The sequence below is a fragment of the Amaricoccus sp. B4 genome (assembly GCF_043226085.1).
Taxonomy (GTDB): Bacteria; Pseudomonadota; Alphaproteobacteria; order Rhodobacterales; family Rhodobacteraceae; genus Amaricoccus.
Genome location: NZ_CP171225.1, coordinates 623995 through 647108, shown reverse-complemented (window position 1 = coordinate 647108; position 23114 = coordinate 623995). Strand labels below are relative to the sequence as shown.

General features: G+C 62.3%; 20 protein-coding genes. 13 read left to right on the top strand and 7 right to left on the bottom strand.

What is annotated here, in order from left to right; all coding sequences use genetic code 11:
- The first annotated feature begins 118 nt into the window (after nucleotides 1-118).
- Nucleotides 119-2995, top strand: coding sequence for an excinuclease ABC subunit UvrA (gene uvrA, locus ACF66B_RS03085; protein WP_111428302.1), 2877 nt, complete (start codon nucleotides 119-121; stop codon nucleotides 2993-2995).
- A gap of 50 nt (nucleotides 2996-3045) precedes the next feature.
- On the opposite strand, the gene ACF66B_RS03080 is transcribed toward uvrA, so the two are convergent.
- Nucleotides 3046-3711 carry a hypothetical protein gene (locus ACF66B_RS03080; protein ID WP_111428303.1) on the bottom strand — a complete coding sequence of 222 codons (666 nt, stop codon included), beginning with the start codon at nucleotides 3709-3711 and terminating at the stop codon, nucleotides 3046-3048.
- A 559-nt stretch (nucleotides 3712-4270) separates the two neighbouring features.
- Between ACF66B_RS03080 and ACF66B_RS03075 the strand changes: the two genes are divergently transcribed.
- Entirely contained in the window at nucleotides 4271-5635 is a 1365-nt protein-coding gene (locus tag ACF66B_RS03075) for a dicarboxylate/amino acid:cation symporter (protein WP_111428304.1), read from the top strand.
- A 267-nt stretch (nucleotides 5636-5902) separates the two neighbouring features.
- Here the strand turns inward: ACF66B_RS03075 and mmsB are convergent, their stop codons facing one another.
- From mmsB to ACF66B_RS03055, 4 genes are all read right to left on the bottom strand, one after another.
- Nucleotides 5903-6778, bottom strand: a complete 876-nt coding sequence (gene mmsB, locus ACF66B_RS03070) for a 3-hydroxyisobutyrate dehydrogenase (protein WP_111428305.1) — start codon at nucleotides 6776-6778, stop codon at nucleotides 5903-5905.
- 18 nt (nucleotides 6779-6796) lie between these two features.
- A complete protein-coding gene (locus tag ACF66B_RS03065) occupies nucleotides 6797-7840 on the bottom strand; it encodes a 3-hydroxyisobutyryl-CoA hydrolase (RefSeq protein WP_111428306.1) in 1044 nt (347 codons plus the stop codon).
- A complete protein-coding gene (locus tag ACF66B_RS03060; RefSeq protein ID WP_111428307.1) occupies nucleotides 7837-8982 on the bottom strand; it encodes an acyl-CoA dehydrogenase family protein in 1146 nt (381 codons plus the stop codon). Before ACF66B_RS03060 ends, ACF66B_RS03065 begins: the two co-directional genes overlap by 4 nt.
- Nucleotides 8983-9067: 85 nt before the next feature.
- Entirely contained in the window at nucleotides 9068-10567 is a 1500-nt protein-coding gene (locus ACF66B_RS03055) for a CoA-acylating methylmalonate-semialdehyde dehydrogenase (RefSeq protein WP_111428308.1), read from the bottom strand.
- A gap of 153 nt (nucleotides 10568-10720) precedes the next feature.
- Between ACF66B_RS03055 and ACF66B_RS03050 the strand changes: the two genes are divergently transcribed.
- The 5 genes from ACF66B_RS03050 (at nucleotide 10721) to ACF66B_RS03030 (ending at nucleotide 14029) form a co-directional block, all read left to right on the top strand.
- Nucleotides 10721-11632: a LysR family transcriptional regulator gene (locus ACF66B_RS03050; protein WP_111428309.1), complete on the top strand. Its 912-nt coding sequence runs from the start codon at nucleotides 10721-10723 to the stop codon at nucleotides 11630-11632.
- 151 nt (nucleotides 11633-11783) lie between these two features.
- Nucleotides 11784-12221, top strand: coding sequence for a CBS domain-containing protein (locus ACF66B_RS03045; protein ID WP_111428310.1), 438 nt, complete (start codon nucleotides 11784-11786; stop codon nucleotides 12219-12221).
- Between the two features lie 84 nt (nucleotides 12222-12305).
- Nucleotides 12306-12812 carry a pantetheine-phosphate adenylyltransferase gene (gene coaD / locus ACF66B_RS03040; RefSeq protein ID WP_111428311.1) on the top strand — a complete coding sequence of 169 codons (507 nt, stop codon included), beginning with the start codon at nucleotides 12306-12308 and terminating at the stop codon, nucleotides 12810-12812.
- 123 nt (nucleotides 12813-12935) lie between these two features.
- Entirely contained in the window at nucleotides 12936-13454 is a 519-nt protein-coding gene (locus ACF66B_RS03035) for a peptidylprolyl isomerase (protein WP_111428312.1), read from the top strand.
- Nucleotides 13451-14029: a peptidylprolyl isomerase gene (locus ACF66B_RS03030; RefSeq protein WP_111428313.1), complete on the top strand. Its 579-nt coding sequence runs from the start codon at nucleotides 13451-13453 to the stop codon at nucleotides 14027-14029. Before ACF66B_RS03035 ends, ACF66B_RS03030 begins: the two co-directional genes overlap by 4 nt.
- Before the next feature lie 75 nt (nucleotides 14030-14104).
- On the opposite strand, the gene ACF66B_RS03025 is transcribed toward ACF66B_RS03030, so the two are convergent.
- The gene (locus ACF66B_RS03025; protein WP_111428314.1) at nucleotides 14105-15568 is read right to left on the bottom strand and encodes an NCS1 family nucleobase:cation symporter-1; all 1464 of its coding nucleotides are present in this window, start codon (nucleotides 15566-15568) and stop codon (nucleotides 14105-14107) included.
- A 366-nt stretch (nucleotides 15569-15934) separates the two neighbouring features.
- Between ACF66B_RS03025 and ACF66B_RS03020 the strand changes: the two genes are divergently transcribed.
- A complete protein-coding gene (locus ACF66B_RS03020) occupies nucleotides 15935-16249 on the top strand; it encodes a hypothetical protein (RefSeq protein WP_162683132.1) in 315 nt (104 codons plus the stop codon).
- Between the two features lie 100 nt (nucleotides 16250-16349).
- Here ACF66B_RS03020 and tyrS read toward each other — a convergent pair whose 3' ends face one another.
- A complete protein-coding gene (gene tyrS, locus ACF66B_RS03015; RefSeq protein ID WP_111428316.1) occupies nucleotides 16350-17606 on the bottom strand; it encodes a tyrosine--tRNA ligase in 1257 nt (418 codons plus the stop codon).
- Between the two features lie 136 nt (nucleotides 17607-17742).
- On the opposite strand from tyrS, the gene ACF66B_RS03010 reads away from it, so the two are divergent.
- The 5 genes from ACF66B_RS03010 to ACF66B_RS02990 all read left to right on the top strand — a co-directional run bounded on the left by ACF66B_RS03010 (nucleotide 17743) and on the right by ACF66B_RS02990 (nucleotide 23013).
- Nucleotides 17743-18837 carry an anhydro-N-acetylmuramic acid kinase gene (locus ACF66B_RS03010; protein ID WP_111428317.1) on the top strand — a complete coding sequence of 365 codons (1095 nt, stop codon included), beginning with the start codon at nucleotides 17743-17745 and terminating at the stop codon, nucleotides 18835-18837.
- Between the two features lie 135 nt (nucleotides 18838-18972).
- Nucleotides 18973-20103 (top strand): polysaccharide biosynthesis/export family protein, encoded by a 1131-nt coding sequence (locus ACF66B_RS03005; protein ID WP_111428318.1) that lies wholly within the window; start codon nucleotides 18973-18975, stop codon nucleotides 20101-20103.
- A gap of 128 nt (nucleotides 20104-20231) precedes the next feature.
- Nucleotides 20232-20465 (top strand): hypothetical protein, encoded by a 234-nt coding sequence (locus ACF66B_RS03000; protein ID WP_162683133.1) that lies wholly within the window; start codon nucleotides 20232-20234, stop codon nucleotides 20463-20465.
- A gap of 123 nt (nucleotides 20466-20588) precedes the next feature.
- Nucleotides 20589-21644, top strand: coding sequence for a tRNA preQ1(34) S-adenosylmethionine ribosyltransferase-isomerase QueA (queA, locus tag ACF66B_RS02995; RefSeq protein ID WP_111428320.1), 1056 nt, complete (start codon nucleotides 20589-20591; stop codon nucleotides 21642-21644).
- A 100-nt stretch (nucleotides 21645-21744) separates the two neighbouring features.
- A complete protein-coding gene (locus ACF66B_RS02990; RefSeq protein ID WP_111428321.1) occupies nucleotides 21745-23013 on the top strand; it encodes an MFS transporter in 1269 nt (422 codons plus the stop codon).
- Nucleotides 23014-23114 lie beyond the last annotated feature (101 nt).

Genomic DNA, 23114 nt, shown 5'->3' with positions numbered 1-23114 from the left:
GCGAAGACATGACCATGGGTGCGTATTTGCGGTTGTGTATGGTCCCGTTTTGTTCTCAAAGTGGGACTCGCATCTCCGGACATGAACGCTATCTAGGATGGATCGGCGGGAGCGAGGCATGGCTGAGCAGAAATTCATCGAGATCCGCGGCGCACGCGAACACAATCTGAAATCGGTTGATGTGGATATTCCACGCGACCGGCTCGTGGTCATCACCGGGCTCTCGGGTTCGGGGAAGTCCTCGCTTGCCTTCGACACGATCTATGCCGAGGGCCAGCGGCGCTATGTCGAGAGCCTATCGGCCTATGCGCGGCAGTTCCTCGACATGATGCAGAAGCCGGATGTGGATCACATCTCCGGCCTGTCGCCGGCGATCTCCATCGAGCAGAAGACCACGAGCCGCAACCCGCGCTCGACCGTGGGCACGGTGACAGAGATCTACGACTATCTTCGGCTGCTCTTCGCGCGGGCCGGCACGCCTTACAGTCCGGCGACCGGGCTGCCGATCGAGGCTCAGCAGGTGAGCCAGATGGTGGACATCACCATGGCGCTGCCGGAGGGGACGCGGGCCTATCTTCTCGCGCCGATCGTGCGCGACCGGAAGGGGGAATACCGCAAGGAATTTCAGGAACTTCGCAAGCAAGGTTTCCAGAGGGTGAAGGTGAATGGCACCTTCCACGAGCTCGATGAGCCGCCGGTGCTCGACAAGAAGTTCCGGCAAAATATCGACGTGGTGGTGGACCGTCTGGTGGTGCGCGACGGGTTGCAGACACGGCTTGCAGACAGTCTGCGGACAGCGCTCGATCTCGCGGACGGGATCGCAATTCTCGAGACCGCGCCCACCCCCGACGAGGAGGGCAATGCAGAGCCGCCGCAGCGGATCACGTTTTCCGAGAATTTCGCCTGTCCGGTGTCGGGTTTCACCATTCCGGAGATCGAGCCGCGACTCTTTTCGTTCAACGCGCCCTTCGGCGCCTGTCCGGACTGCGACGGGCTCGGGGTCGAGCTTTTCTTCGATCCGCGCCTCATCGTGCCCGACGAGAGCCTGCCGGTGCTGAAGGGGGCGATCGCGCCCTGGTCGAAGGGGCAGTCGCCCTATTACCGGCAGACGATCGAGGCTTTGGCGAGACATTACGGCTTCAACAAGTCGGCCCGCTGGCGCGACCTGCCGGAGCAGGCCCGCGACGTGCTGCTCTACGGATCGAAGGGCGAGAAGATCCTCTTCCGCTATGACGAGGGGGGGCGGGTCTACGAGATCGAGCGGCCGTTCGAGGGAGTGATCCCCAACATGGAGCGGCGCTATCGCGAAACGGATTCGAACTGGGTGCGCGAGGAGTTCGAGCGCTACCAGAACAACCGGCCGTGCCATACCTGCGACGGCTATCGCCTGAAGCCAGAGGCACTGGCGGTGAAGATTGCCGGGCTTCATGTCGGCGAGGTGGTGCGGATGTCGATCCGCGAGGCGCGGGACTGGGCCGAGACCGTGCCGGAGCATCTGACGGCGCAGAAGAACGAGATCGCACGGGCCATTCTCAAGGAGATCCGGGAGCGCCTCGGATTTCTCGTCAATGTCGGGCTCGACTATCTCACGCTGGCGCGCAACGCCGGGACGCTTTCGGGGGGCGAGAGCCAGCGGATCCGGCTCGCGAGCCAGATCGGGTCGGGGCTCACGGGCGTGTTGTATGTGCTCGACGAGCCCTCGATCGGGTTGCATCAGCGCGATAACGGTCGGCTGCTCACGACGCTCAAGAACCTGAGGGATCAGGGCAACACGGTGATCGTCGTCGAACATGACGAGGAGGCGATCCGCGAGGCCGATCATGTGATCGACATCGGGCCCGGCGCAGGCGTACATGGCGGCACGATCATCGCGCACGGCACCCCCGAGGAAATCGCGGCCAACCCCGCTTCGATCACCGGGCAGTATATCACCGGGGTCCGCGAGATCGCGGTGCCGGATCTGCGACGCGAGGGGAATGGCAAGAGTGTCGTCGTGCGGAATGCCACGGGCAACAACCTCCGCGGCGTCACGGCGGCATTTCCGCTCGGGACGTTTACTTGCGTGACCGGGGTCTCGGGCGGTGGCAAGTCGACGCTCACGATCGAGACGCTGTTCAAGACGGCGTCCATGCGGCTCAACGGTGCGCGGCAGACGCCGGCGCCCTGCGAGGCGATCGAGGGGCTCGAGCATCTCGACAAGGTCATCGACATCGACCAGTCGCCGATCGGACGCACACCCCGGTCAAACCCGGCGACCTACACCGGTGCCTTCGGACCGATCCGGGACTGGTTCGCCGGGCTGCCGGAGGCGAAGGCCCGCGGCTACAAGCCCGGGCGGTTCAGCTTCAACGTGAAGGGTGGTCGCTGCGAAGCGTGCCAGGGCGATGGCGTCATCAAGATCGAGATGCACTTCCTGCCGGATGTCTATGTCACCTGCGAGACCTGTGGTGGCAAACGCTACAATCGCGAGACGCTGGAGATTCTCTTCAAGGGCAAGAGCATAGCGGATGTTCTCGACATGACCGTCGAGGATGCCGAGGGTTTCTTCGCCGCAGTGCCCTCGATCCGCGACAAGATGTCGACGCTGATGCGGGTGGGTCTTGGCTATATCAAGGTCGGCCAGCAAGCGACGACGCTTTCGGGCGGCGAGGCGCAGCGGGTGAAGCTCTCGAAGGAGCTCGCGCGGCGCTCGACGGGCCGGACGCTCTACATCCTCGACGAACCGACGACGGGGCTGCATTTCGAGGACACCCGCAAGCTCCTCGAGGTGCTGCACGAGTTGGTGGAGCAGGGCAATACCGTGGTGGTGATCGAGCACAATCTCGATGTCATCAAGACGGCCGACCACATCATCGACATCGGCCCTGAGGGCGGGGATGGTGGCGGCGAGATTGTCATCACCGGCACACCGGAGGACGTCTCCGATTGTTCAGCGAGCCATACCGGACACTATCTCAAGGAGATCCTTGCCGCCCGCCGCGTTGCGGCGGAGTAGCCGCTCCCGGTGCGCGCCTTTCGCGGCGTGCCCGGGGGAGCGAAGCAGGATCAGGCGCGGGGCGGATTTCTGGTGTCCTGCGTGCCCTGTTCAAGGATCGTGAGGAGCGTGAACCCGAAGAGCGCCATGCCGAGCATCTCGAGGCTTTCCTCCACGCCGCAGAGCAGTTCGAACCGGACGCTGCCCTGGCTTTCGGCCATGCCGTGCGCCGAGACATAGAGACCGCCGAGCATCTCGATCCCCATGGCTCCCATCACGTAGATCGCACCCGAGACGATCATGAGACCCGCGATCTGTCGCGGTCGGTGCAGCAGGAAGTTCAGGAAGCCGAGCGAGAAGACGGTGACCGCGGCGCCCATCGGTACGATCCAGGCAAAACGGAAGATCCCCTTGGCTTCCACGAGATGTGCCCCGACGCTGCTGAGGCGCTCATGGAGCTGCGCCGCCTCGTCGTAGGAAAGCAGCAGGAAGATGGCGCATAGGATTACCCAATGCCAGCGCCAGCGATCCTGCGCGGCGAAACTGCGGTTGGCGATCACGCCGAGGAGCATCGCATTGATGAGGATCAGGAGATAGTTGAAGAGCGTCGGGACGCTGGTCTCGTGATCCATCATTGCGAGGCCCGCGATGGCCTTCAGGGGTTGGGTGTTCGTATGCGCTGCGATCTCGGAGCCAGCAAAGTTGCAAACGAAGAGCACGCCGATGATGCCGAGCATCAGCCGTACGTAGCCTGTCGATGACAAAGGAAAACTGCCGCTTCCGGCCAATGGACGTCCGACGTCGCGTTGCTTCGGAAATACCCGATCGGCAGTCTTCACCGTGCGCATTAATGAAATTTCCCCATGCTGCCGGGCAGCCATGCCGCCGCCCGAAAATCCCTTGTGCTAAAACTGTCATGAAAGTGTTATAAATAATACGCCGGAACGACATAATACTTAACGGGATGCCGAAGATCCGGCCTATACGATCGCCAAGCTGTGGAGTTCGCCGTTACTTTGCCCGCACCACGCGAGCCGCGTCGGGATCACGGCGTGCCTTGGAGCTGAACGCCGAATCCAGCGGGGAAAAGTGGCGGACTCCAACTGAAGCGGTTCTATGCAGATGCCCTTTGCTGGTCGCTGATTCATCAGCGCACTTGATTGAATGGCCATGTTGCGGGCACACTTCAGTCATCCCGGATGCGCCGCGCATCCTTTCCCCGGCAGGGGCGCGGGTCTTGGCGGGTCGGGCAAAGACTGGAACGGATACAAGACAAACGAAAAACAGGAGGGCTTTATGGCGGATGTGTCGCACGGGGCGTCAGGGCACAAGCTGTCCCTGACAGCCAAAGTGATGATCGGCATGGTCGGCGGTATCATCGTCGGCGTGATATTCAACAACCTGGGATCTGCATTCATCGATGATCACATCGTTGGCGGCCTCTTCGCGATGGTCGGCAAGATGTTCGTCAACGCATTGAAGATGCTCGTGGTCCCGCTCGTCATCTTCTCGCTGCTCTGTGGCGTCATGGGGATCGGCGATATCAGACTTCTGGGGCGCGTGGGCGGCAAGTCCTTCGGGCTCTATCTCTTTACGACCGCTGTCGCGATCGCAGTCGCGATTACGCTGGCCATCATCATCGGGCCCGGCAAAGGCTTCGACATGGTGGGGATTGACACCTCCGGGGTGACCGCGGCCGAAGCGCCGACGGTATGGGAGGTGTTTGCCAACATCGTGCCGACCAACCCGATCTCTGCCTTCGCCAATGGCGAAATGTTGCAGATCATCTTCTACACGATCGTCGTGGGGATCGCTGCTCTGACGCTGGGGGATGCGTCGAAGAGCTTTGCGGAAGCCTGCGAATACATGAACGAGCTGATGATGAAGGTGGTGGCGATCGTCATGGCTTTCGCGCCTTACGGCGTGTTCTGCCTGATCGCAAAGACCTTCGCTGAGCAGGGGATCGACCTCTTCATCCCGGTGATCGCCTATGTAACGACCCTGGTGGGCGCACTCTTCCTGCATCTCTTCATCACGCTCATGCTGATCCTGAAGGTGACTTCCGGCCTCAGCCCGTTCACCTTCATGCAGAAGATCAGGCCTGCACAGCTCTTCGCCTTCTCGACGGCGAGCTCGAATGCGACGATCCCGGTGACCTTGCGCTGCGTGAACGAGCGTATGGGGGCCGACAACTCGGTGGCCTCCTTCACCGTGCCGTTCGGTGCAACGATCAACATGGATGGCACCGCGATCATGCAGGGCGTGGCGACGGTTTTCCTCGCCAATGTCTACGGTATCGATCTCGGGATCGGCGGCTACATCACGGTGATCGCGATGGCGGTGCTTGCCTCCATCGGGACCGCAGGTGTGCCGGGCGTCGGGCTTGTCATGCTGACCATGGTGCTGAGCCAGGTCGGGCTGCCGATCGAGGGGATCGCGATCATTCTCGGTGTCGACCGGCTCATGGACATGATCCGCACCGCGGTGAACATCACCGGCGACGCCGTCGTCACCGCGATCGTTGCGAAGAGCGAGGGCAAGCTGGATCTCGCGGTCTTCAACGATCCGGACGCAGGGCTCGTAAATGAGGAGAACCTCAGCATCGACCCGGCGGCGGAAGAGCGTCTCGCGACCGCAGCACGGCCGCATCTCGCGGAATGAACTCGGCATCGGGCGCGTGAGATCGCGCCCGGGCCTTCCATATCTCTTCCCGAAACGCCAGCGGCCCGCCCCATACTCCGGGGCGGGCCGCTGAGCTTTGCAGGTTTGGACCCGCATGGAAAAAGGCGAGGGTGCCGCCTACTGGTTACGGTTGAGCTGTCGCCCCCACCCTATACACGACACTCGCACGTCACCCTCTGCGGGCAATCTAGTTGCGGTGCGGAATACGGGGAAATCACAAGGCTGTGAGCAGCAGCTGGGCGCCTGTCAGTCGGCGGTGTTGCTGCGCCCCTGGATCCAGGGAAAGATCCCTGAGAAGTCTGTGCCTTGCCCGCCATCTTTCAGGTAGCGCCCATAGAGTTCAGTTGCCCGTTCCGCGAGCGGAGTGGAGGCATCGGCGAGGCCAGCGGCATCCTGGCTCAGATTCATGTCCTTCAGCATGAGCTCGATGGCGAAACCTGGGTGATAATCGTTGTCTGCCGGAGACTTAGGCCCTACTCCCGGCACCGGGCAGTAGGTATTTACCGCCCAGCACTGACCGGATGACGTTGATACGACGTCATAGAGTGCGGCAGAATCGAGCCCAAGTTTGGCGGCGAGCGCGAATCCCTCGCAAACCGCAACCATGGTGGTGCCGAGAATCATGTTGTTGCATATTTTCGCCGTCTGACCGGCACCGGCGCCGCCGCAGAGCACAGCCTTGGCGCCCATGACCTCGAAGAGTGGCTTCGCAATGGCGAAGGATTCTTCGCTACCGCCCACCATGAAGGTAAGCGTACCCGCGGCGGCCCCGCCAACGCCGCCCGAGACCGGGGCATCGAGTGCGCCGATCCCGGCGGCCTCGGCGCGCGCCGCAGCCGCGCGGGCGCTTTCCACGTCCACCGTCGAGCTGTCGACGAAGATGGCGCCGGGGCGGCCCGCCGGCACGATCTCTTCATAGACGCTGCGGAGGATCGAACCGCTCGGCAGCATGGTGAAAACCGCATCGCGGCCAGCCGCGGCTTCGGCGGCGCTCGCGACGATCTCGACGCCTTCGACAGCGACAACAGCCGTGTCGAAGCCCACAACCTCGTGCCCGGCGGAGGCGAGGTTTCGGGCCATGGGTGCGCCCATGTTGCCCAGTCCGATGAATCCGATCTTCATGGCGGTTTCTCCCTAGGGTCAGGCGTTTTTTTCGGCTTCGGGTAGGACCAGTTCGTCCGCGCCGAGTTCTGCAAGCATGGAGGCGACATTCGCATCGAGTGCGTCGGCCATTGTGAGGGTCCAGCGCGGGGTGCGATCCTTGTCGATCACCGCGGCACGGATGCCTTCGAGAAGCTCGCCCTCGCTTACGCAGCGCCAGGTACAGCGGAATTCGCGAGCGAGCGCTTTTGCAAGGCCGGGCTCATGGCGGGCCGCGCGGATGAGCTCAAGTGTGCACGCCATGGAGAGAGCGCATTGCTTGCGCAGGGTTTCAAGCGTTTCGCGCCCCCAATCCGAACCTTCAAGCCGCGCCGCAATCTCGGTGAGGTTCGCGGCGGAGAAAGCCGCGTCTATTTCTGCCTGCAGGGGGGCAAGGGAAGAAGCTGGAGCTTCGGTCTCGAAATCGGCGATGCGGGCGACGTCGCCGCTCGCGGAAAGGGCAGCGGCGAGGTCGGGCCAGGCCTCGGCCGGCACGTAGTGATCGGCGAAGCCCGCATGGATCGCTTCCCCCGGACCCATGCGGTGGCCCGTGAGCCCGAGGTATTCGCCGAGATGCCCGGGGGCTTCGGCGAGAATTGCTGTGCCGCCCACGTCCGGGATCAGACCGATCATGCATTCGGGCATTGCGACGCGGGAGCTTTCGCAGAGCACACGGTGGCTGCCATGGCCGGAGATGCCGACACCGCCGCCCATGATGAAGCCCTGTGCCAGCGTGACGTAGGGCTTCGGGTATTGTCCGGTGAGCGCGTTCATCTGGTATTCCTGCCGCCAGAAATCACGGGCGAAGGCATAGTCGCCCTCTTGGCCTCGGCGGTAGATTTCGGCGATGTCGCCGCCAGCGCAGAAGGCCCGGTCGCCCTCGGCGTCGACGAGGACGAGTTCCACCGCCGGGTCATCGACCCAGGCGAGGAGTGCTTTTTCCATCGCGATGCTCATCTCCGGCGAGAGGGCATTCAGTGCCTTGGGACGGGTGAGGGTGATACGGCCGGCTCGGCCTTCGATGCGTGCGTGAATGTGGTTCATGGTCTCTCGGCAAGCAGGGCGCGGGCTGTGATGACCCGCATGATTTCATTGGTGCCTTCCAGGATCTGATGCACGCGCAGGTCGCGGACGATCTTCTCGATGCCATAGTCGGCAAGATAGCCGTAGCCGCCGAGAAGCTGGAGCGCATCATTGGCAACCCGGAAGGCAGTATCGGTGACGAAGCGCTTGGCCATGGCGCAGGCCTTGGTGTGATCAGGCGCGCAGGTGTCGTATTTCCAGGCAGCCTGATAGAGAAAGATGCGGGCCGCCTGAAGTTCGGTCTCCATGTCTGCGAGACGGAACTGGAGCGCTTGGAAGCGGTCGAGGGGCTGGCCGAAGGCCGTGCGCTCACCGGTATAGGCGAGCGCTTTGTCAAGCGCCGCCTGCGCGCCGCCAAGAGCCGCGGCGGCAATATTGAGCCGCCCACCATCGAGTCCTGCCATGGCATAGGCAAAGCCCTTGCCTTCCTCGCCAAGGAGATTTGTTGCCGGAATGCGGCAGCCGTCGAACTGGACCGCGGCGGTGGGTTGCGCCTTCCAACCCATCTTGCGCTCCTGCGCGCCGAAGCTGAGGCCGGGCGTGCCGGTTTCCACCAGCACGGCGGATATGCCCTTCGGGCCCTCGGATCCGGTGCGCACCATTGCGAGGTAGAGATCGGAGTAGCCGCCGCCCGAGATGAAGGCCTTGGTGCCATTGAGCACGATCTCGTCGCCCCTGCGTTCGGCCTTCGTCCGGAGCGCCGCGGCATCCGACCCTGAACCGGGCTCGGTGAGGCAGTAGGAACAGACCGCTTCCATGGATGCGAGACCGGGCAGATAGCGGGCACGGATCTCCTCCGAACCGTAAGCGGCTACCATTCCCGCGCACATGTTGTGGATCGAGATGAAGCTCGCGACAGAAGGGCAAGCCATGGACAGCGCCTCGATCACGAGGGCTGCGTCAAGGCGGGAGAGGCCGCTGCCGCCCATGTCCTCAGGGACGTAGAGCGCCCCAAGGCCAAGCGCGGCGGCTTCAGTCAGAACGTCGCGTGGGATGGTGCCCGCAACCTCCCAATCCGCGGCAAGTGGCTCGATCCGGTCGCGGCCGAAGTCGCGTGCCATGTCGAAGATGGCGCGCTGATCTTCCGAAAGGGCAAAATCCATGGTTCCAGTTCCCCCGAGACTGGTTGTTCCGGTCTTCGCCGGATACTGCGGGCCGGGACCCGCAGGTCCCGGCACCTTGTCGGGCTCACCCCATGGTCGGGATGGAGAACTCGGCGCCTTCCTTGATGCCGGAAGGCCAGCGCGAGGTCACTGTCTTGGTGCGGGTGTAGAACTTGAAGGCGTCCGACCCGTGCTGGTTGAGATCGCCGAAGGCCGAGAGCTTCCAGCCGCCGAAGCTGTGATAGGCGAGAGGCACCGGGATCGGCACGTTCACCCCCACCATGCCAACATTGATCTTGGCGGCAAAGTCGCGGGCCGTGTCGCCATCGCGGGTGAAGATCGCGGTGCCGTTGCCGTAGGGGTTCTTCATCGTGAGATCGAGCGCGTCGTTGTAGGACTTCGCGCGAACAACGGAAAGGACCGGGCCGAAGATCTCCTGTTTGTAAATGTCCATCTCTGGCGTCACCTTGTCGAAGAGGCAGGCACCGACAAAGAAGCCGTTCTCGTAGCCCTGCATCCGGAAGCCGCGACCATCGACCTTGAGGTCTGCGCCCTGGGCCACGCCGCTGTCGACGAGGCCAAGAATGCGCTCTTGGGCGGCGCGGGTGACGACGGGGCCGAAATCAACATCGTTTCCGGCGGTATAGGGCCCAATCTTGAGAGATTCGACACGCGGGATCAGCCGCTCGACGAGCGCATCTGCTGTTGCCTCACCCACCGGAACTGCAGCCGAAATCGCCATGCAGCGTTCGCCCGCGGCACCATACCCCGCACCGATCAGTGCATCGACAGCCTGGTCGAGATCGGCGTCGGGCATAATGATCATGTGGTTCTTCGCGCCGCCGAAGCACTGGACGCGCTTTCCGGCCATACAGCCGTGGCCGTATATGTACTGCGCGATAGGCGTGGAGCCGACGAAGCCGATTCCGGCGATGTCGGGGTGCTGGATGATCGCGTCCACCGCTTCCTTGTCGCCGTTGACGACTTGGAGCACGCCGTCAGGAAGCCCGGCCTCCTGCATGAGTTCGGCGAGCATGAGCGGGACCGAAGGATCGCGCTCAGACGGCTTTAGAATGAAGGCATTGCCGCAGACGAGTGCGGGGCACATCTTCCACATCGGGATCATCGCGGGGAAGTTGAAGGGTGTGATGCCGGCAACGACACCGAGCGGCTGGCGCATGGAATACATGTCTATTGCGGGGCCCGCGCCGTCGGTGAATTCGCCCTTCAGCAGATGCGGCGCGCCGATGCAGAACTCGGCGACCTCGAGGCCTCGGATCACGTCGCCTTGAGCGTCTGGCAGCGTTTTGCCGTGCTCGCGGGAGAGCGCTTCGGCAAGCTTCTCCATGTCTCGATGGAGAAGCTGGACGAATTTCATCATCACGCGCGCGCGGCGTTGCGGGTTCTGCGCCCCCCAGAAGACCTGTGCCTCCTTCGCGCTGGCGACAGCCGCATCGAGCTCGGCGGCGGAGGCGAGGGGAACGCGGGCCTGAACCTCGCCGGTCGCTGGATTGTAGACCTCGCCAAATCGGCCCGAGGTTCCGGCGACGCGCTTTCCGTCAATGAAATGGCTCAGCTCTTCCATGGCAATCCTCCCTGCCTCTTGGCAGCCTGTCTGTTCTCGGAGGGCACGCTAGCGGGTCTGCCGCGCCTTTGCAGGCCAAAAATGCACAAAGACATTTTGCAAATTTGCATGGCAGCAGGCCTGTGCTATGGGGAGACCATGCAAAATGGCGGAATGAAATGGGACGATCTGCGCGTGTTTCTCGCGCTCGCACGCCAGAACCGCCTCATGAATGCAGGCCGGGTGCTCGGGCTTGATCCTGCGACGGTCGGTCGGCGGGTCACGAGCCTGGAGCAGGCCCTCGGCGCCAAGCTCTTCGACCGTTCGCCGCAAGGCTATGCGCTGACTGAGGCGGGGCATGCGCTGGTTCCGCATGCGCAGGCGATGGAGGGGCTTGCGGCCATGGTGACGGAGGATATCGGCGGACATTCCGACAAGCTGTCGGGGACAGTGCGAATCGGTGCGCCCGATGGCGTATCGAACTACCTGCTCACCGACGCCTGCGAGGCGCTGTCGCGCGACAATCCGGAGTTGCAGGTGCAGGTCGTTGCCTTGCCCCGGATGTTTTCACTTTCCAAGCGTGAAGCCGATCTGGCGATCACGGTCTCGCCGCCGACCGCAGGGCGGCTTACCGTGCGCAAGATCTCTGATTATCGGCTGAGCCTCTACGCGCGGCCTGAACTTGTGGCGGCAGTCGGCTCGATCAGATCGGTCGATGATCTGCGCAAGGTGCGCGGGATCGGCTACATCTCGGACATGATCTTTGACAAGGAGCTCGACTATTTTGCCTTGCTGGGCCAGGACACCGAGCCTGCGCTCACTTCGAACAGTCTCATCGTGCAGTTGCGCTGGTGCCTCAAGGGCGCAGGTGTGTGCATCCTGCCGGACTTCGTTGCGCGCGAATATCCCGACCTGCAGGTGGTTCTCCCTGAGGATGTGCACCTGACACGGGCATTCTTCCTCGTCCGGCACCAGGATGACGCGCGTGTCGCGCGGATCAATCGCATGGCGGAAGTGATCGTGGACTGGATGCGCGCCGCGCTGCACGAACGGGTCGAGGCGCCGGTGAATCTGACACTGCCTTGATCCGATGCGCCACTTTCGGCGCGCTTCCTGTTCCCGGGTGGTCACGGCAAACTGCACGTTTGCCGGGCAAATTCCGTTCGGGCTGCTTGACACTTAGCATGCGGATTGAAAGACTCGGTAATAATCGTGCTAGAGACAGGGGAAGTGACTCATGATTGTTCGCAAGATCGTGGAGTCCAAGAACATCCAGCAGATCCTGACCGTGAAGCCTGGCGACACGGTAATGGTTGCAGCCGAAATCCTCTCGAAGAACAGGATCGGTGCCGTTGTGGTGAGCTCGGACGGAAAGACTCTCGAGGGGATACTCTCAGAGCGTGACATCGTGAAGACGATCGGCGTTGCCGGAGCAGGCTGCCTGCAGCAGGCGGTCTCGACACTGATGACGTCGAAGGTCATGCATTGCGCGCTGGACGATACGTCCGAATCCGTAATGGAGCGGATGACCGAGGGACGTTTCCGGCACATGCCGGTCATGGAAGAGGGGGAGATGGTGGCCCTCATTTCCATCGGCGACGTGGTCAAGGCGCGCATCAGCGAAATCGAGTCGGAGAATTCGGCGCTGACGGGCATGATCTCGAACAGCTGGTAGAACAGGCTTCCCGCGGGGGTGGGACGGGGCCCGGCGCGAGCGACTCGTCTTTCGGCAACAGACAGCAAGATCAGGAGAGCTGGAATGCGCGTCGGCCTTTATCCGGGCACGTTCGACCCTTTGACGCTCGGACATCTGGACATAATCCGCCGGGCCTGCCGCATGGTAGACAGGCTGGTGATCGGCGTTGCCATCAACCGCGACAAGGGGCCGCTCTTCACGCTCGACGAGCGCGTGGCAATGGTCGAAAGTGAGTGCGCGCCTGTCGCGGCGGAGACTGGAACAGAGATCGTCGCGCATCCCTTCGAGAACCTGCTCATCCACTGTGCGCAGGATGTCGAGGCAAGCGTTATCATCCGGGGCCTGCGGGCCGTTTCCGATTTCGAATACGAGTTCCAGATGGTTGGGATGAACCGGGCACTCAATGACGATATAGAGACGGTCTTTCTCATGGCGGATGCAAACCATCAGGCAATCGCGTCGCGGCTGGTCAAGGAAATCTCCCGGCTCGGCGGCGACGTCCGGCCCTTCGTTCCGGAACGGGTTGTGCCCGCGCTCGAGGGCAAGTTTGGCAAGAGCCGCCGGCGCTGAAGCGCGAATGCCCCTTTTTCCGCGCGAAGGTTCGCCCGCAGGTCGCGATCGCCGCGAAAAGCGGTTTCCACTTTCCCGCGACCTGGACTAGGGTCCGCCGCGAACAAACTGTGGAGGACCTTCATGGCCGAGATCAAGGATCCGGAAAACACACTCGTCATCACCCTCAAGGGCGGCGATGTCGTGATCGAAATGCTGACCGACGTGGCGCCGAAGCATGTCGAACAGATCAAGACGCTCGCGCGCGGCGGAGAGTACGACAATGTCGCGTTTCATCGAGTGATCGAGGGCTTCATGGCCCAGACCGGCGATGTCGCGAATGGAGACATGGAAGACGGCTTCAATCTTCGCCGCGCCGGAACTGGCGGGTCTGAACTGCCGAATCTCCCGGCGGAGTTCTCCAAGATCCCGTTCGATCGTGGCATGGTCGGCATGGCGCGGTCGCAGAACCCGAACAGCGGCAACTCGCAGTTCTTCATCATGTTCAAGGATGGCCATTTCCTGAACGGGCAATATACCGTCTGGGGCCGGGTCATCTCCGGCATGGAGCACGTGGATGCGATCACCCGCGGCGAGCCGCCAGCCAGCCCCGACCGGATGATCTCGGTTCGTGTCGCGGCGGACGCCGAGGCCAGCGCATGATCCGCGCCGCCTTCACCGGCATTGCACTGGCACTCGGTCTCGGTCTTTCGGCTGCGGCGCAGGATGCGAATGATGTGATGGTGATCGAGGTCGCCGGAGAAGCGAACGGCACCATCGAGATCCAGCTTCTTCCGGATGTTGCTCCCGTTCATGTCGAGCGTCTCGAGACGCTTGCGCGTGAGGGGGCTTATGACGGTGTCGTTTTCCACCGGGTGATCGAGGGCTTCATGGCCCAGACCGGTGACGTGGAATATGGCACGGTCGATGCCTTCAATCAGGGTCGTGCAGGCACGGGCGGATCCTCCTATCCGGATCTTCCGTCGGAGTTCTCGGATATTTCCTATGAGAAGGGCGTCGTGGGCATGGCGCGGTCGCAGGACCCGGACAGCGCCAACAGCCAGTTTTTCATCATGTTCAGCGAGGCCCCCTTTCTCAACGGCCAGTATACGGTCGTGGGCAAGGTGATCTCGGGGCAGGATGTTGTTGATGAGATCAAGCGCGGCTCCGGCTCGAACGGCATGGTCTCCGACAAGCCTGACGTCATGAAGAAGGTCTACATGAAGGGCGGCCAGTAGGGCGCGCTTTTGATTGCAACGAAGAGGCCCGGATGCCAGGCGGCTTCCGGGCCTCTTGCATTTTTCGAGTGTTCTTCATTCGGCGGGAGTGGCTGCCTCTTCCGCGGCCTGTGCCGTGTTCGGCATGAGGAAGATATAGAGTGCGCCGCCAAAGATCGCTCCGATGAGCCAGGCGAAGCCGGTGAGCGCGCCGAATGCAGGAACCCAGACTGTCGCAATCGAGAAGATCGCAGAGATGCCGAAGGCGCTCAGGGCACGCTTGTTCCAGCCGCCATCATAATGATAGGCGCCTGCCGGGTCCGTGGTGAACATGTCCGGCAGGCTGAGCTTGCCCTTTTTCACTAGATAGTAGTCGGCGACGAGAATGCCGTAGAGCGGCGCGAGCACTGCGCCGAGTGTATCGACGAAGGCCGCAATCCCGATCGACGAGATGAAGGCAACCCAGAAGGCTCCGATGAAGAAAGCGATACCCGCGGTGATGAGGCCGCCAGTCTTTGCAGAGATTTTCGAGGGAGCCAGATTGGCGAGATCGTAGGCGGGCGGAATGAAGTTGGCCACGAGATTGATGCCGACGGTCGCAAGGAAGAAGGTAATCGCGGCGATGAGCGTCAGAAAGACGTTGTCGACGCGGGCGACGATATCGGCGGGATTGGTCAGGGTCTCACCAAAGATTGCGACGGTTCCCGCTGTGGTGAACATTGCCAGAAACGAGAAGAACGCAAGGCTGACCGGCAGGCCCATGAAGTTGCCGAAACGCATCTGCCCGTCGCTGCGAACGAAGCGCGCGAAATCGCCATAGTTCAAGACGACTGCGGAGAAGTAAGCGATCATTGTGCCGAGCACGCCCATGAACGCCATGAAGCCGCCACCCTCCCCATCGGCCGGCGTGAAGATCGCGCCGAGTTGCGTGAAGAGGTCGTTTCCGGCGGTAAACCAGATGTAGAGGGCGAGCGCGATCATCACGCCGTAGACGAACGGACCGGCGAAGTTGAGGAACTTGGTGATCCAGGTGATGCCGCGCATGAAGAGATAGACCTGAAATCCGCAGACGAGGGTATAGGCAAACCAGTCGACGAAGGTCATGCCAAGGAAGGTGCCGCTCTCGGTGCCGCCGAAGATGGCATAGATCGCCATGGCAACAGCGGTCGAGGCGAAATAGGTCTGCACGCCGTACCAGAAGATTGCAACGATACCGCGCACGAGGGCAGGGAAATTCGCGCCCCGGACGCCCATGGCGGCGCGGGCCATGACTGGATAGGGAACCCCGTATTTCACGGAAGGCCGCCCAGTCAGGTTGACGAGGGCCATGACCACGATGCCCGCGAGTACGATGGCAGCAAAAACCCACCATCCCCCAAGGCCGGAGGATATGAAGAGCGTCGCGGCGAGTGTGTAGCCGAACAGGCTCTGGATGTCGTTCGACCAGACGTTGAATATTTCGAACCAGCCCCACTTCCGTTCGCTGTGGTTCAGCGGGGCCAAGTCTTCGTTGTAGAGGGATGGGGCGGTCTTCGAAGGGTCGATGATTGCGTCGTCCATTATCCGGTCCCATGCATGTGTTGTGATCTTGCGCCCGATGTGCCGGGCGCGGCTGAGTGTTCCGGACTATCGGAAGTCAGCAGGCGACATGGGAAAAGGGGGCGGATGGCGCGATTGTGACTTTCTTTGGGCAAATTCATTGAAATGATTATTTGGAAGGCAGATCATCTCATCTGGTGACTGGAGCAGGGCAGAAAACCCGTGGGCGGGCTCTGGTCAGCGCCCCGCCAGAGGACGGCGTGCAGCGGGAACCGGAAGGCCGAATCGCGGGTTGCATCTCTGCTTGGCGGAGAGTCAGAATGGCGCGCGGAGCGGCCAGTGCCGTCGGGCGGCTGGTGATGCTGCTCCGCGCAGCGGACCATCGTTTTGTTTCTCGACGAAGCCATGGTCATGAGAGGAATGGAGGAAACCATGGTGGATCAACGGCAGAAACCGTCCGACCGTGTCGAGAAGCTTGGCGCCGAGATTGGAGAAGCCCGGCGGCGTCTGGAGGACCACAAGGCGCATGACTGGACTGGCGGGCTCGGCGCGCTGCTTGAGGATCTGTCGCACGATCTGCACGGCGTTCACGAGGACGGCGCACCGGACGAGCCTGACACACATGCCCGGCTCGACGAGATAGAAGCCCGCCTTTCCGAGGCACGCTCGCGCATCGCGTCGGCGGAAAAACTCAAGACCTGAGTGCCATTGGCTCAGGCCGGATCGGCCTGAGCCTGCGTCGTTTTTCTGATCGGTGCAAAATGCGTGAGGCCGACCGCGTCCCTGGCGCGAGCCGGAATTGTTATACTTCCAGCCGCACGAGCGCGTGCCGTTTGCGACCCGCTGACAGCTTGCGTGGCTCTGTGAGATCCTCCAGGCCAAGGAATAGGCCGGCATCTGAGACGGGCATATCATCGAGGCGGGCGCCGCCCTCTGCAATCAGGCGCTTGGCTTCCTTGCCGGACCCTGCGAGCCCCGATTTCACCAAGAGCTGCACGATCGATATGCCTGCTTCTGGCACATCCCCCTGACCGAGGCTGAGCGTGGGGAGATCTTCCCCCATTCCGCCGCGCTCGAAGACCTCGCGGGCGGTTGCCTCGGCGGCCGCTGCTGCTTCCGCGCCATGGCAGAGGGTCGTGACCTCATTTGCGAGCGTAATCTTTGCGGCATTGATCTCGGAGCCGCCGAGCGCCCCCATGCGCTCACATTCCTCGACCGGGAGCTCGGTGTAGAGCTTGAGGAAGCGGCCGACATCCGCGTCGGTCGTATTGCGCCAGAACTGCCAGAACGCATAGGGCGTCAGAAGATCGGCATTAAGCCAGACGGCACCGCCCTGCGACTTGCCCATCTTGCGGCCGTCCGAAGTTGTGAGCAGCGGAGTCGTGAGGCCGTAGATCTCTGTCCCAAGGACGCGGCGGGTGAGATCGATACCGTTGACGATGTTGCCCCACTGGTCGGAGCCGCCCATCTGCAGCAGGCAGCCATAGCGGCGGTTGAGCTCCAGAAAGTCGTAGGCCTGTAGGATCATGTAATTGAACTCGAGGAAGCTCAGAGACTGATCGCGATCGAGGCGCGACTTCACGCTCTCGAAGGAGAGCATTCGGTTCACCGAGAAATGGCGGCCGATGTCGCGCAGGAAATCGAGATAGTTAAGCTCGTCGAGCCATTCGGCGTTGTTGCGCATCATGGCCCCGCCTGGCGCATCGCTGTAGGCGAGGTATTTCGCAAAAACGCTCTGCATCGTGGCGATGTTCGCATCGATCTGCGCGGGGCTGAGCAGCGGGCGTTCGTCAGAGCGGAAGGAAGGGTCGCCCACCTTTGTCGTGCCGCCGCCCATCAGGGTGATCGGTTGGTGCCCGGTCTTCTGGAACCAGCGCAGGAGCATGATGTTGAGCAGGTGCCCGACATGGAGCGACTGGGCCGTTGCATCATAGCCGATATAGGCGGGAACCGGTCCCTTCAGCAGCTGCTCGTCGAGGCCCTGAAGATCGGTGCAATCCTGAAGATAGCCCCGCGCCTGCAGGACGTGCAGGAAGTCGCTCTTCGGCTTGTATGTCATGACGCTGGTCCTTTCACCCGCTTCTTTCACTGGGCGCGGCGCCGTTCTATAGCGTCGGGCAGGGCAAAGAAAAAGGGGCAGCAGGCGATGGACCGGAGCTCACTCGGACAGCATGCAGCGGCATGGGCGAGACGCCATGCCGGTTGAGCGCCCGCTGCGAGCCTTGGGGCTCATGTCGGGAACGTCCATGGATGGAGTCGATGCCGCGGTGATCGAAACCGATGGCGTGGATATTCTCGACTTTGGACCGTCGTCCTTCATTCCCTATGAAGCGGATGAACGTGCCATATTGCGCGCCGGGCTTGGGCTCTGGCCCGGTGATGGAGGTCTTGATGGTATCGAGGCCCTTGTGCGCGCGCGTCACGCTGCCGCGATCCGGCGCTTTGACGGGCTCGATGTGGCCGGATTTCACGGCCAGACACTCGCGCATGACCCGGCTGTGCGCGGGACGCATCAGATTGGGCGTGGCGACCTGCTGGCGCGCGAGGCCGGGCTGAGGGTGGTCTGGGATTTTCGCAGTGCGGATGTGGCAAGTGGCGGTGAGGGAGCCCCGCTCGTCCCTTACTTTCATTTTGCCTGCGCTCGCCGGATCGGGGCGGCCGGTCCGATCGCCTTCCTCAATCTCGGCGGGGTGGGTAATGTGACCTGGGTCGATCCGGCGGCTGCGGCGCCAGAGGCACAGAGCGCTTTACTCGCGTTTGATACTGGGCCCGGTAATGCGCTCATCGACGATTTCCTGAAGCTTCGGCTCGGGCTTGCCTACGATGCGGAGGGCCAGATCGCGGCGACAGGACGGGTCGACGCAGCGGTTCTGTCCGACCTGGCAACGCACCCGTTTCTGATGCGGTCGCCACCGAAGTCGCTCGACCGGCAGGATTTTCATGGCTTCCTGGAGCGAGTTGCGCATCTCTCGACAGAAGACGGCACGGCCACGCTGACCGCGCTCACGGCAGCCTGTGTGGCAGAGGCGGCGCGCCACTTTCCGCGACCAGTTGATCGTTGGTTGGTTTGCGGAGGCGGACGGCTCAACCGCTCATTGATGGCCCGTCTCGGTCAGTCGACAAATGCCCCCGTCGATGCCGTCGAGGCGGTCGGTCTCGACGGCGACATGCTGGAGGCGCAGGCCTTCGCCTTTCTGGCTGTCCGCGTCCTGAAGGGGTTGCCGACCTCTGGGCCATCGACGACCGGCGCGCGCTTGCCGGTTTGTGGCGGACGCATCTCGCGGGGATGAGCGGGGTTTGATGGCGGATTCCCGGCGGGTGATGCAGAGCGGACACGTTTCCGCCGTCCTTGTTGCTGGCGTGCGAGAGCCAAAGCGACTAGATTCCCTGAAAACGCTGGCACTCAGTCCAGGACGAGGCGATCGATGCAGTTTCCCCGAAAAGCCGCGCAGGCTGTTAGCGCGCTGGTCATTGCCGCGATGGTTGCGGGTTGCACGCTGCCGCGCTCCGGCCCGACCACGCGCGAAATTCTTTCAGGTGGCGACAATCCGGCGATTGGTCTTCATATCGTGAGCGTGACGCCGGCCGTCGCAGCCGCGACGCACTATTCCGAACCCCTCGGCTTCGGCTCGGATTTCACAGGCGCGGGCTTGCTTGGCGCCGATGTGATCCGGGCGGGGGATACGCTCTCCGTTGCGGTCTGGGAAAATGTGGATGCCGGTCTGCTGGCTGGCGTCGGCCAGAAGGTCACCGCTGTCGATCAGCTTCAGGTCGATCAGGCCGGCAATATCTTCATGCCGTATGTCGGCCAGATCGAGGCGGCCGGCCGAACGCCGGAGCAGCTGCGCACCGAGATCACCCGCAGTCTTGCGCCTCAGACGCCGGATCCTCAGGTCGAGGTGCGCCGCATCGCAGGTGATGGCTCGACGGTGAGCGTCCTGGGCGCGGTCGCTTCGGCGGGAGTCTATCCGATCGAAGCTCCGACGCGGCGGCTTTCTTCCATGCTTGCGCGTGCCGGCGGGGTAGGTATCGAGCCCGACATTGCTCAGATTCGGGTCGAGCGCAATGGCCGGGTCGGCCGGGTCTGGCTCCAGGATCTCTATGACACGCCCGCTTATGATATTGCGCTGCGTGGAGGCGACAAGATCATCGTCGAGCAGGATCGGCGAGCCTTTACCGCGCTTGGGGCGACCGAGCAGCAGGCGCGGGTGAATTTCACCAAGCCCAACATGAGCGCCATCGAGGCGATTGCTGCGGCGGGAGGGCTCGACGGGGATGCGGCCGATCCGACCGGCATCTTCGTCTTCCGTTCCGAGCGAGCCGATGTGGCGAGCAGGGTGCTGGGCGGTGTTGCCGTGTCAGGCCCGCAGCGCATGGCCTACGTAATGAATCTCACGGAGCCAGAGGGAATGTTTGCGGCCCGGGAGTTCACCATTCGTGACGAGGACACGGTGTACATTACCGAGGCGCCGTTCAAGGCTTGGCGGCAGATCATTGGCCTGACTGCGACAACGGTGGCCCTCGGCGGGTCTGTGGCGGCAATCGCAAGTCGTTGATCGGCGGGGCACGAGATAATCCACATCACGAGTTGTGATGTGGATTATCTCAAACATTCGTTTGAATGATGATATCGGATGATTATGTTCATCTGCGAAGCGATCACGCTTCGTGAATGGAGCAAGCCATGACGTATCAAGAACAGGCCCGCAGCGGCCGCAGCCTCGCCTCGGGGTCATCGAACGGGGTGCTGGCATCTCTGCTACTCGTTCTCGGCACCGTCCTTTTCCTCGCCGTTTTCGGCAACGGAGAGCCATACGCCGTTTCGGACCCGTACGACTCGCTGACGCAGAGTGTCCGGGCACCGCAGAACATCGCCGACTGGCGCGGTAACAGCGCGCATATTCCGGCGGCCGAATGAGCCCTGATTGAGACCGGTTCCGTCCGACAAGCTCGTCCGGAACCGGTTGGCTGCATCGCGAAGGCCGTTGCCGCGGACCCGGCAAGCGTGCATATGAGCCGCTACAATACCTGAGCCTGCCCGATGCGCCTTGATGATTTTGATTTCTCCCTGCCTGAAGACTTGATCGCGCTCCGTCCTGTGCGGCCACGCCCAGCTTCTCGGCTGCTTGTATCCCAAGGCGGCGGGATCATTGACTCGAGCGTCGCTCGTTTGGGCGAACATCTTCGCGACGGCGATCTTCTGATTTTGAACGACACACGCGTCATTCCGGGGCGGTTGCAAGGCTTCCGTGCGCGGCGAGGCGGGGCGGGTGCGCGCATCGAGATCACGCTCATTGCGGCGCGGCCAGATGGAAGCTGGCAGGCGTTGGCGCGACCCGGCAAGCGGCTCGCTGTCGGTGACCGGATCGAGTTCACGGCAGTTCTCAGCGCCGAGGTTCTCGACAAATCCGGGGCTGAAGTCGCGCTTGCGTTTTCATGCAGCGGGCCTGCTTTCGAGGCCGCACTGGAAGAGGCGGGCGAAATGCCCCTTCCACCCTACATCGCTCAGCGGCGGGCCGTCGATGCTCAGGACCGGGAAGACTACCAGACCGTCTTTGCTCGAAATCCCGGCGCCGTTGCCGCACCGACGGCATCGCTCCATTTTGATGAGGCTCTTCTCGCCGGGCTCGAAGCGCGCGGCATCCGTTTTGCCCGTGTCACGCTGCACGTTGGGGCAGGGACATTCCTGCCTGTGAAGGTCGAGGATATCGAGAACCATCGGATGCACAGCGAGTGGGGCGAGATCGGGCCCGAGACAGCTGAGTGTGTCATGGAAACACGGGCCTCGGGCGGCAGAGTGATCCCGGTCGGGACGACAGCGCTCCGGGTGCTCGAGACTGCGGCATCTTCGTCCGGCCAAATCGTGCCCTGGCGGGGCGAGACCGAAATCTTCATCCGCCCCGGTTATGAATTTCGCGTCACCGATGGGCTCATGACCAACTTCCACCTGCCGCGCTCGACGCTGCTCATGCTGGTTTCGGCGCTCATGGGGTGCGAACGGATCAAGGCGATCTATGCTCACGCCATCCTGGAACGCTACCGCTTCTTCTCTTACGGAGATTCCTCACTGCTGATCCCGCGCCCTCCCGTGGGCTGAAATACGGCCACTTTCCTTGCCCAGCTTTGTCGCCGGGCTAACCCTTTTTTGTCCGCTTTGTGCTATCGGGACGCTGCATCGCGTCTTCAGGATTCATCCAATGCTGCAAGTTCTGACCAATTCCTGGGCGCTGCTGCTCGGACTTCTTCTCCTGCTTGTCGGCAACGGCCTGCAGGGCACGCTTCTCGGTATCCGTGGCGCAATCGAGGGCTACGATGCCGCGACGATGTCCTGGGTGATGTCCGCCTACTTCGCCGGTTTCCTCCTTGGATCGCGTCGGGCACCGGTGATGATCCGCAGCGTCGGTCATGTGCGGGTCTTCGCAGCGCTGGCGTCGATGATCTCCGCAGTATTCATCCTCTATGCTGCCGCCCCGAGCCCGATCGCCTGGGTCGCGATGCGCTTCGTGGTCGGCTTCTGCTTCTCCGGCGTCTATGTCGTGACGGAGAGCTGGCTGAATGAAGCTTCGACAAACGAGAACCGCGGCAAAGCGCTCTCACTCTATATCATCGTGCAGATGCTGGGCCTGATCTCGGCTCAGGGCATCGTGAATATCGGCGATCCCTCAGGATATGATCTGTTTATTCTGATGTCGGTTCTGGTTTCGGTGTCGTTCCTGCCGATCCTGCTTTCCGTAAGCCCGGCCCCGTCGTTCTCCACCACGAAGCCCATGACATTGCGGCAACTTTTCGAGACCTCGCCTCTCGGCTGTGTCGGCATCTTGCTGCTCGGGGGAGTCTTTGCGGGGCTTCTCGGCATGGCTTCTGTCTTCGGTACCGAGCGCGGATTTGACGTCGCTCAGATCTCGATTTTCGTTGCTGCCATCTATGCTGGCGGTCTCGTCTTTCAGGTCCCGATCGGAATTCTCTCCGACCGGATGGATCGCCGCATTGTCATCATTATCGTGACTGCCACGGGAGCGCTGCTCAGCGCTGTCGCGATGCCGTTTGCCAGCAGTTTCGAGGTGGTTGTGGCACTCGGCTTCATGCTTGGTGGTGTTGCCAATCCGCTCTACTCGCTGCTGATTGCCTATACGAACGACTACCTTGAGCCATCCGACATGGCTGCGGCTTCGGGCGGAATGCTTTTCATGAATGGCCTTGGCGCAACGCTTGGCCCGATGCTGATCGGCTGGATGATGCGGGTCTGGGGCGCGGATGCGTTCTTTGTCTATATCGTCGTCCTGCTGGCCGCGATCGCACTTTTTGCGCTCTACAGGTCGACACAGCGCGCAGCACCCAGCCCGGATGAAGCAATGCCCTATACGCCGGTTTCACCGCAGGGGTCGCCCGTTGCGCTTGAGCTCGCCCAGGAGGTTGCGATCGATCTTGCTGAGGCTCAGGAGGATAGCCGTGGCGCAATGTCTTGACCCAGCCATTTTACCGGGCGGATAATTTCATTCTACTCGTAGTTCGGCGCTATTTCCTTTTGTTTGCTGCGCTGCGACAATGACGCCGCAGAACTTGGCGG